Source organism: Pseudomonas sp. SDO5591_S426, assembly GCF_054070755.1.
Window position 1 is genome coordinate 1 of sequence record NZ_JBSVXD010000203.1, and the last position, 9,568, is coordinate 9,568.

Consider the following 9,568-nt stretch of genomic DNA (forward strand, 5'->3'; position numbering starts at 1 on the left):
CTGTATCACGCCCAATGTAGGAGCTGCCGAAGGCTGCGATCTTTTGATCTTGCTTGTAAATAACAAAATCAAAAGATCGCAGCCTCGTTACACTCGACAGCTCCTACAGGGAAACGCATTCCAATGTAGGAGCTGCCGCAGGCTCGGGCCGCGTTCGGACGATCTTTTGATCTGGCTTAAGGCGTAACGATATTGAACTGCGGCGCAAAGGTATCCAGGCTGCTCATCAACTCACCGAGCTTCTTGCCATTGCCTTGCAGCTTGACCAAACCTTTCTGGATCGCCGTCGGGAAGTCCAGTTGCTTGAGGCTGATCTGCTCCAGGGTTGCCTTGCTCATGCTCACCCCGGCATCCGCCTGCGGATTGAGCCCGGCGCGGTGGGTCAGCACGCCATTGCGCAGGGTCAGGGTGAAGTCCTTGTTCGAGTCTTCGAAGGTCCAGTTCAGGGTCATGTCATGGCCCACGGCTTTGTCGCTGTCCAGGCGAATCGCCAGGAAGTCGAAGAACATTTCCGGGCTCATCGCTCGTACCATGTCCGCCGATACCGAGGTGCCGCCATGCGGCGGAACGCCGTTGCGCAGTTCCATGGCGCCGGTCAGGTACATGTTGCGCCAGGTGGCGTTTTCGCTTTGATAACCCAGTTGCTCCAGCGTCTCGGCCTGTGCCTTGCGCGCGTCGCCGTTGTTCGGATCGCTGAACAGCAACTGATTGCCCAGCTGTGCGGCCCAGCGGTAATCACCCTTGGCCATCGCCGCGCGCATTTTCTCCAGCACCGCGGCGCCGCCGCCCATGGCCTCGACACTGCGTTTGGCGGTTTCCACCGGTGGCAACGGATTGAGATTGGCAGGGTTGCCGTCATAGAAACCCAGGTAACGCTGATACACCGCGCGCACGTTGAAACTCAGGGAACCGTAGTAACCGCGGGTGTACCACTTCTGGTCCAGCGTGCCCGGCAGTTTCTTGATCGCATCGGCGACTTCCAGCGGCGTCATGCCCTGGTTCAGCAAATGCAGGGTGCGGTCGTTGAGGAAGGCGTACATATCGCGCTGATCGGCGAGGAATGTGCGGATGCGCTCGCCGCCCCAGGTCGGCCAGTTGTGCTGGGCGAACAGCACGTCGCTCTTGTCGCCGTAACGCGCCAGGCTGCTGTCGAGGTATTGCGCCCAGGCTTTGGCATCACGCACTTGCGCACCGCGCGGGGTGAGAATGTTGTGCATCATTTGCGTGGCGTTTTCCGCCATGCACAGCGCCCGCAGTTGCGGCAGGTAGAGGTTCATTTCTGCTGGCGCTTCAGTGCCCGGCGTGAGCTGGAACTCTACGTCGAGGCCGGCGATGGTGCGGGTCTCCAGTTCCTTGTCGATCAGGTCGGTCGGCGCAATCAGGGTGATGGTGCCGCCGCTCGGCGAGCTCTTGCCCAGGCCTGCATCGACCTGACCATGTTCGCCACGGGGCAGCAGGCTGCCGAACTGGTATTGCGCACGGCGGCTCATGGCGTTGCCGGCGAACACGTTTTCGCTCATCACGTGTTCCATGAAACCCACGGGGGCGAACACCTTGACCTTGCCGGACTTGACGTCAGCCTCGTCGATCACCCCGCGCACGCCGCCGAAATGATCGACGTGGGTGTGGCTGTAGATCACCGCCACCACCGGTTTGCGCGGGCGATTCTGGTAGTACAGCTCCAGCGCCGCTTTGGCGGTTTCGGACATGGTCAGCGGGTCGATGATAATCAGCCCGTCGTCACCTTCGATGATGGTCATGTTGGCCAGATCGAGGCCGCGTACCTGATACAGCCTTGGACTGACTTCGAACAACCCGGCATGGGCACTGAGCTGGGCCAGGCGCCACAGGCTCGGGTTGACCGAGTCCGGGGCCTGGTCCTTGGCGAGGAAGTCATAGGCCGGCAGATCCCAGATGACCTTGCCGGCGGCATCCTTGATCTGGCCCTTGAATGGCGCGATCAAGCCTTTGCTGACCGACTCGAAATCGGTGCGATCACTGAAGGGCAGTTGTTGCAGCACTGCGGTATTGATGGCGGCAGTCTGCGCGCTGGCGGCGACCGGTGCATCGGCGGCGACCACCGATTGCGTCAGGCACGCGGTGATCAGGCAGGCCAGCAGGCCACGAGGGTGCAAAGCGAAACGAGGCATGGAGTCTCCGTTTTTTATCGTTATGGTTAGACCAGCCTCGAGGGTAAGGCGCCACCGGGCCGCGGCGATCATCGTCAACGGACAAAAACCATTCAGGGCCGCTATTCTTGGCCCACGCTCATCGAACGGGTTCTTTCATGCTTGAAGTCCAGGGTGTGTTCAAAAGCTACGCCACGCCGCAGGGGCCGTTGCCGGTGCTGCAAGGCGTCGACCTGAGTTTGAAACCCGGCAGCAGCCTGGCGTTGATGGGCGAGTCGGGCAGCGGCAAAAGCACCTTGCTGCACCTGATCGCCGGGCTGGACAAGGTTGATCGCGGCAGTATCCGCAGCGGTGAGCATCGACTGGAGCAGATGAACGAAGGGCAACTGGCGAACTGGCGACGCACCGAGATCGGCCTGGTGTTCCAGCAGTTCAACCTGATCGGCAGTTTGCGGGTGGAGGACAACCTCGCGTTTCAGGCGCGGCTCGCCGGGCGCCATGATCCGCGCTGGCAGGCGCATCTGGTGCAGCGGTTGGGGCTGGGCGAGTTGCTCAAGCGCTATCCGGAGCAACTCTCTGGCGGTCAGCAGCAACGGGTCGCATTGGGTCGAGCCCTGGCCTCGCAACCGAAACTGCTACTGGCCGACGAACCCACCGGCAGCCTGGATGAAACCACCAGCGACGAGGTATTGAGGTTATTGCTGGAGCTGCTCGATGACAGTGCCACGACTTTGTTGATGGTTACCCACAGCCCTGGCGTCGCCGCGCGACTGGCGGAAAAAGTGGTGCTGCACGGTGGGCGTCTGGCCGCTGTGGACGAGCGCTGACATGCGCATTTTTCGCGAAACCCTGCGGGCGCTGCTCAGTCACTGGCGGCAACACCCGGTGCAGTTTTTCAGTGTGCTGACCGGGTTGTGGCTGGCCACCAGCCTGCTGACCGGTGTGCAGGCGTTGAACAGCCAGGCGCGAGAAAGCTACGCCCGCGCCAGTCAATTGATCGGCGGCGAACCCCAGGCCAGCCTCAGCGCAACCGCTGGCGGGACGTTCCCTCAGCAATGGTTTATCGACCTGCGTCGCGCCGGTTGGCCGGTGTCGCCGGTGCTGCAAGGGCGGGTGACGCTCAAGGGTCATGAGGACCAGCGGCTGCAACTAATGGGCATCGAGCCGGTGTCACTGCCGGCCGGTAACGAGGTAGCAGGGCAGGCACTGGCGATCGAGCAAGTCGTCGAGTTTTTTAGCCCGCCCGGCAGTACCTGGATTTCGCCGTCGACCTTGCAGGCGTTGGGTTTGCGCGAAGGCGACCGGCCTTTGAGCGTCAGCGGTGCATCGTTGCCGCCCCTGCATGTACAAACCGATATGGCCCCCGGCGTGTTGCTGGTGGACATCGGTTTTGCCCAGCAGATTCTCGGTTTGCCCGATCAGCTCTCGCGCCTGCTGCTGCCCAAGGATTTCATCGCGACATTGCCCGAGCCGTTCAAGGGACAACTGCAATTCAAAAGCAGCGCTGAAGAAAACAATCTGGTGCGCCTGACCGAGAGCTTTCATCTGAACCTCAATGCGCTGGGTTTTCTGTCGTTCGTGGTCGGGCTGTTCATCGTGCATGCCGCGATCGGGCTGGCGCTGGAGCAGCGTCGAGGTTTGCTGCGGACAATGCGCGCTTGCGGCGTCAGCGCGCGGATGTTGATTGCCTGCCTCGCGGTCGAACTGGGCGGGTTGGCCTTGATCGGCGGCGTGGCTGGAGTCGTCAGCGGCTATCTGCTGGCCGGCGTGTTGCTGCCGGATGTCGCCGCCAGCCTGCGCGGTTTGTACGGCGCCGAAGTGGCGGGGCAGTTGAGCCTCAGTCCGCTGTGGTGGCTCAGCGGAATTGGCTTGAGCCTGCTGGGCGCCTTGCTCGCCGGTGGCAACAGTTTGTGGCGGGCGTCGCGCTTGCCGTTGCTGGCGCTGGCCGACCCGCAGGCCTGGCACCAGGCGCATGCGCGATGGTTGCGGCGTCAGGGTTGGGTGGCGGCGCTGGCCTTGGTAATGGCGGGGCTGGCATTGGTGTTTGGCGACAGCCTGATCAGCGGATTTGTCTTGATGGCGACGCTGTTGGTCGGTGCGGCGCTGGCGCTGCCCGTGGTGCTTGATGCGCTGCTCAACCTGCTGCTGCAACGCAATCGCTCGGTACTCGGCCAGTGGTTTCTTGCCGATTGTCGCCAGCAATTGCCGGCCCTGAGCCTGGCGCTGATGGCGCTGCTGTTGGCGCTGGCGGCCAACATCGGCGCCGGCAGCATGACCGCCGGTTTTCGCCAGACGTTCAGCGACTGGCTCGAACAACGGCTGACCGCCGAGCTTTACCTCAACCCGCAAAACCCGGCCCAGGCCCGGGAGCTGCACACCTGGCTCGAACAACAGCCGCAGCCCACGGCGGTGCTGCCCAACTGGCAGGTGTCGATCCAGCTGCAAGGCTGGCCGGCGGATGTCTTCGGCGTGATCGATCACCCGACCTATCGCCAGCACTGGCCGCTGCTGGAAGCCTTGGGTGACAAACCTTGGGATCACCTGGCCACGGACGATGCCGTGATGCTCAGCGAGCAATTGGCGCGACGCTTGAAAGTGCAGTTGGGTGATCACCTGCCGATCGCTACGCCCAATGGTCCATGGTCGCCGCGCATCGTCGGGATCTACGCCGACTACGGCAATCCGAAGGGTCACCTGCTGGTCAATGTCCATCACCTGCTACGCGGTTGGCCGCAGTTGACGCCGAATCGCTTCAACCTGCGCATTGAACCGGCGTCGATTGCGCCGTTCGTGAAGGCGCTGCAAGAGCGTTTCGCCCTGGAGGACAGCCGAATCGTCGATCAGGCGCGGCTCAAAGAATGGTCCACGCAAGTGTTCGAACGCACCTTCGCCGCCACCGCCGCGCTCAACAGCCTGACCTTGTGCGTGGCCGGCGTGGCGTTGTTTATCAGCCTGCTGACCCAGAGCCAGAGTCGCCTCGGGCAACTGGCGCCGCTGTGGGCGCTGGGCGTGACACGACGGCAATTGATGCTGCTCAACCTCGGGCAAACCTGGCTGCTGGCGGTGCTGACACTGGTGCTGGCGTTGCCGCTGGGCATTGCATTGGCCTGGTGCCTGGACACGGTGATCAACGTCCAGGCGTTCGGCTGGCGCCTGCCGCTGCGGGTGTTTCCGTTGCAACTATTGCAGTTGATGGGGTTGGCGCTGGTGGCGACGTTGCTGGCTTCGGCATGGCCGTTGTATTCGTTGTATCGCACGCAACCGGCGGACTTGCTGAGGACGTTTGCCCATGAGGATTAAGTTCGCCGTGTGGCTGTTGGTGCTGGCGTTGGGCGGCTGCGATCAACCGGCGCCAGCGGAAAAAGGCTTCGCGGGGCTGGGCAACCAAGCGACGGCCTTCACGCCGGTCGTTCCCGGTCGGGAGTTCAGCTTTCCGGCGGATCACGGCCCCCACGACGGTTTTCGTATTGAATGGTGGTACGTCACCGCCAATCTCAAGGACGAACACGGCCAGGAATTCGGTGCGCAGTGGACGCTGTTTCGCAGCGCCTTGAAAGCCACGCCCGAGGTGGCTGGTTGGGAAAACCAGACAATCTGGCTCGGGCATGCGGCGGTGACCTCGGCGACGGCGCATCGCGCGGCCGAACGCTATGCCCGGGGCGGCATCGGTCAGGCCGGAGTCAGCCTGGCGCCGTTCAACGCATGGATTGATGACTGGCGATTCAGCAGTCAGGTGTCTGCTGAGAATCCGCTGGCCGACCTGCAACTCAGCGCCCGTGACAAATTGTTCAGTTACCAATTGCGGCTGACCTCAACCCGTCCGCTGGTGCTGCAAGGTGACAAGGGTTTCAGTCAGAAATCTGAACAGGGCCAGGCCTCGTACTACTACAGCCAGCCGTTTTTCCAGGCCAGCGGCACCCTGGAAATCGACGGTAAGCGTTATCAGGTCAAAGGCCCCGCGTGGCTCGACCGCGAATGGAGCAGCCAGCCCCTGACTGTCAACCAGACCGGTTGGGACTGGTTTTCCCTGCACCTGGACAGTGGCGAACAGGTGATGCTCTATCGCATGCGGCAAAAGGACGGCGAGCCCTATCTGACCGGCACCTGGATCGATGCCCAAGGCCAAACACAATTGTTGCAGGCCGGTGACATCCGCCTCACGCCGCAGGACACCGCTACCGTGGCAGGGCGCAAGATGCCGGTGCATTGGTCAATCAAGATTCCCGGCAAGAATCTAGACATTGTCATCAGCGCCCTCAATCCCGATGCCTGGATGGATTTGCGCATTCCTTACTGGGAAGGGCCGTTGCGCTTGAGCGGCAGTCATGGCGGGCAGGGGTATCTGGAAATGACCGGGTATTGAGTCGGAACTCTCGGTAGCACGCGGGCCTCCTAAATCAAGAAGGCCATTGACCGGAGACTGCCATGCGCGAAGACCTCACACCGCCCGACCTTGACGCATGGCAGCGCCTGTTTGAAGACCAAGGCTACTGGCAACAGTCCCCCGACGCCCATTACATCGCATTGCTGCGCCTGGCCGACGACCTGCTGGGGCAGGGCGCCATTGATCTCCAACAGTGGCAAGACTTGCGGGCCAAGGCGGAGCAATCCCACAAAGACTCACCGGCCATCAACGTTGCCCGTGAAGTCGACGATCCCGAAGCTTGAGGTAATTGACCATGAAGCCGACACTGGAATCAGAAAACCCCGACGAGCCACGTCCACCTGGAGAAACCGAGCGCGACAACGATGCCCTGCGCCCAACCGACCCGGCCCGGCGCAAGGAAAGCGGCAAGGCTACGGCCAGCGGAGAATCGACTGCGCAGGAAACGGCGAAGACTGCAGTTGAGCGTCGAACTCTCTAAACAGCGTCTATGCTCATTCCCACGCGGCGTTGAACCGGGTTTCAGCGCCGTTTGTCGCCAATAGACCACAGGGAATGTTCTGCCTATGAAACGCCACGCACTGACCAAAGCCATCACCCTTGCCACCTTGCTGTCTGCCGCCAGCCTGAGCGCCGTTGCCGCGGATATTCCGCTGTCTGCCGTCGTGGAAGCGGATCAAGTCACCACCAAGGTCGTTTCTGTCGATGCCGCCAGCCATCAAGTGGTCCTTGAAGGGCCGGAAGGTCGCCAGGTGCATGTGCAACTGACCGACAAAGCCAAGAACCTCGACAACCTGAAAGTCGGCGATCAGGTCGACGTCAAGGTGACTCGCGCCGTTGCGGCTTACCTTGACACTGATGTCGACAAGGGCCTGCCAGGAAGTACCGAGCGCACCGGCGAAGTCCGCGCCGCGCCGGGTAGCGCCAATCCTGGTGGCGAAGCCTACCGTCAGGTTCAGGTTCAGTTGAAGATCACCGGCATTGATGTGAAGAACAACCGTGTGACCTTCGAGAACCCTAAAGGCCAGTCGAAAACAGTCGATGTCGAAAGACCGGAAGTTCAAGCAAAACTGAAGGATCTGAAAGTTGGGCAAAGCGTGTATGTGACTTACACCGACATCCTGACCGTGACCAGCAAACGCGGAAGTTGAGTGTTAGCTCTACTTTAAGATTGTTCTTGTACAATTTTTTGTATAAGAACAATCAGCCTTGTTTATGGTCGAGCTGGTGAGTTTTTAGTCGTCTGCCCAAGTAATATTGGAGTCGGCATTTAATGGAATATGTATCGGAAAATTTCATTTTTTAATCGCGGACATATTCATCGACTTCAATTAAAATGTGCCCCGTTCGCCCAGTGTCACGGCTCTTTACCAGTGCATGGATTGCCGAGGCCATTGCACTGGGCGAACACCTTTGTTTGAGTGCAGTATCAAATTTCAGATGAAAAAAAGGCGACAGTTAAGTCGCCTTTTTTATGCGCGCAATTTATTCGGTTTTCAGCTTGCGCCAGTCATCCGATCCTGAAGTGCCGGATGCTTCGTGCGTCCAGGTTATCTTGCGATAGGAAAAGTGTACATCTTGCAGATGAGTGAAGTGTGAGTTGGCAGGGTCCTGGCAGTTGTGCATGTAGTCTTTGATATCGACGATGATCGCGTCTTCCAAAACAGTGGAATAGTAGTGCTCTTGAATGCCTTGCGCCGAGGTACGAAACCATTGGATTTCGATTTTTGTCAGCTTCTCGCCGGAAGTCAGCGCTGCCAGCAACAGTGGAGAAGCCTTGTCGAATACCTTGGTGATTACGACGGGTTTGTGAACGCGCTGGCCGGTCGGCTGGCCCGACTGAGGGTCACGCGGAATGCTCAGTTCGTGGCTGAAACCCTGGACCATTACCTGATCTTCGTGGCCTTCCTGATAAGTATTGCCAACAGAAGTGGCGGTGAATGCACCGGCAGTGATCAAGCCCTGTTTCTCGCCAGTCACGGACATGTACGCGGGTGTGGCCATGGATGCTCTCCTTGCTAGAGTTAAGTCAGACTCCCGACAGGCACAATCGCCCGATGGGGGCCTGACGGTTAACAAGGTCCGTGCCATAAATCTGAAAGCCATGTAAACCGGGTGGTTGAGTTGATTTACTGAACGTTCTGTAGCGAAAAACCCTCAATATTTGCGCAGAAAGTTGCGCGACAGAGGACTGCTTTTGGCGCAACGTGTCGAAGAGCCTTGCAGGCTGAACGATTCCCTCCGTGCCATGTTCCTGTGAGAGGAAAAAACGCAGCTTTCCTGCGCATCACGGCCATACGCCACCACCGCAGTCCCGAGACGGAGTGAAGACGACATGAAAATCCTGATGGTTTTAACGTCCCACGATCAATTGGGTAACACCGGCAAGAAAACCGGATTCTGGCTGGAAGAGTTCGCCGCACCGTATTACGCCTTCACGGATGCCGGCGCGCAATTGACCCTGGCCTCTCCCAAGGGCGGGCAACCGCCGCTGGACCCGAAAAGCGACGAGCCCGACGCGCAAACCGAAGCCACCGAGCGTTTCCGCAAGGATTCTGCGGCGCAGTCGGCACTGGCCTCGACCGTCGTACTTAATTCAGTGAGCGCCGGCGATTACGATGCGATCTTCTACCCGGGCGGCCATGGCCCGCTGTGGGACCTGGCCGAAGACAAGCATTCGATTGCCCTGATCGAAGCGTTCTACAACGCCGGAAAACCCGTTGCGACGGTTTGCCATGCACCGGGTGTGCTTCGTCATGCCAAAGGCGCGGATGGCCAGCCATTGGTCAAGGGCAAGAAGGTCACGGGGTTCACCAACAGTGAGGAAGACGCCGTGCAACTGACCGATGTCGTGCCGTTTCTGGTCGAGGACGAACTCAAGGCCAAGGGCGGGATTTTTTCCAAGGGGCCTGACTGGGCGAGCTATGTGCTCACTGATGGCCTGTTGCTGACCGGGCAGAATCCCGCGTCGTCGCAGGCGACGGCGGAAGCGCTGTTGGCGAAGCTGAAATAGAAGATCAAAAGATCGCAGCCTGCGGCAGCTCCTACAGGAAAA

9 protein-coding genes are annotated in these 9,568 nt (G+C 60.1%); 7 read left to right on the forward strand and 2 right to left on the reverse strand.

Annotated elements, in window-relative coordinates; genetic code table 11:
- Nucleotides 1-176 precede the first annotated feature (176 nt).
- Nucleotides 177-2,150 carry an alkyl/aryl-sulfatase gene (locus tag ACW9JC_RS25885; RefSeq protein WP_457458530.1) on the reverse strand — a complete coding sequence of 658 codons (1,974 nt, stop codon included), beginning with the start codon at nucleotides 2,148-2,150 and terminating at the stop codon, nucleotides 177-179.
- Between the two features lie 137 nt (nucleotides 2,151-2,287).
- On the opposite strand from ACW9JC_RS25885, the gene ACW9JC_RS25890 reads away from it, so the two are divergent.
- From ACW9JC_RS25890 to ACW9JC_RS25915, 6 genes are all read left to right on the forward strand, one after another.
- The gene (locus ACW9JC_RS25890; RefSeq protein WP_448108408.1) at nucleotides 2,288-2,956 is read left to right on the forward strand and encodes an ABC transporter ATP-binding protein; all 669 of its coding nucleotides are present in this window, start codon (nucleotides 2,288-2,290) and stop codon (nucleotides 2,954-2,956) included.
- A 1-nt stretch (nucleotide 2,957) separates the two neighbouring features.
- Nucleotides 2,958-5,429 carry an FtsX-like permease family protein gene (locus tag ACW9JC_RS25895; protein WP_457458533.1) on the forward strand — a complete coding sequence of 824 codons (2,472 nt, stop codon included), beginning with the start codon at nucleotides 2,958-2,960 and terminating at the stop codon, nucleotides 5,427-5,429.
- Nucleotides 5,419-6,492 (forward strand): lipocalin-like domain-containing protein, encoded by a 1,074-nt coding sequence (locus ACW9JC_RS25900; RefSeq protein WP_457458535.1) that lies wholly within the window; start codon nucleotides 5,419-5,421, stop codon nucleotides 6,490-6,492. The genes ACW9JC_RS25895 and ACW9JC_RS25900 overlap by 11 nt, the downstream gene beginning before the upstream one ends.
- Nucleotides 6,493-6,554: 62 nt before the next feature.
- On the forward strand, nucleotides 6,555-6,797 hold the full coding sequence (locus tag ACW9JC_RS25905) for a hypothetical protein (protein WP_457458537.1): 243 nt from the start codon (nucleotides 6,555-6,557) through the stop codon (nucleotides 6,795-6,797).
- Between the two features lie 11 nt (nucleotides 6,798-6,808).
- Nucleotides 6,809-6,994, forward strand: a complete 186-nt coding sequence (locus ACW9JC_RS25910; protein ID WP_457458539.1) for a hypothetical protein — start codon at nucleotides 6,809-6,811, stop codon at nucleotides 6,992-6,994.
- A gap of 85 nt (nucleotides 6,995-7,079) precedes the next feature.
- Nucleotides 7,080-7,664, forward strand: a complete 585-nt coding sequence (locus ACW9JC_RS25915) for a hypothetical protein (protein ID WP_457458540.1) — start codon at nucleotides 7,080-7,082, stop codon at nucleotides 7,662-7,664.
- Between the two features lie 334 nt (nucleotides 7,665-7,998).
- Here ACW9JC_RS25915 and ACW9JC_RS25920 read toward each other — a convergent pair whose 3' ends face one another.
- Nucleotides 7,999-8,517, reverse strand: coding sequence for an Hcp family type VI secretion system effector (locus ACW9JC_RS25920; RefSeq protein WP_457458542.1), 519 nt, complete (start codon nucleotides 8,515-8,517; stop codon nucleotides 7,999-8,001).
- 331 nt (nucleotides 8,518-8,848) lie between these two features.
- Here ACW9JC_RS25920 and ACW9JC_RS25925 point away from each other — a divergent pair, with 331 nt between their 5' ends.
- Nucleotides 8,849-9,526, forward strand: coding sequence for a type 1 glutamine amidotransferase domain-containing protein (locus ACW9JC_RS25925; protein WP_457458544.1), 678 nt, complete (start codon nucleotides 8,849-8,851; stop codon nucleotides 9,524-9,526).
- Nucleotides 9,527-9,568: the final 42 nt, after the last annotated feature.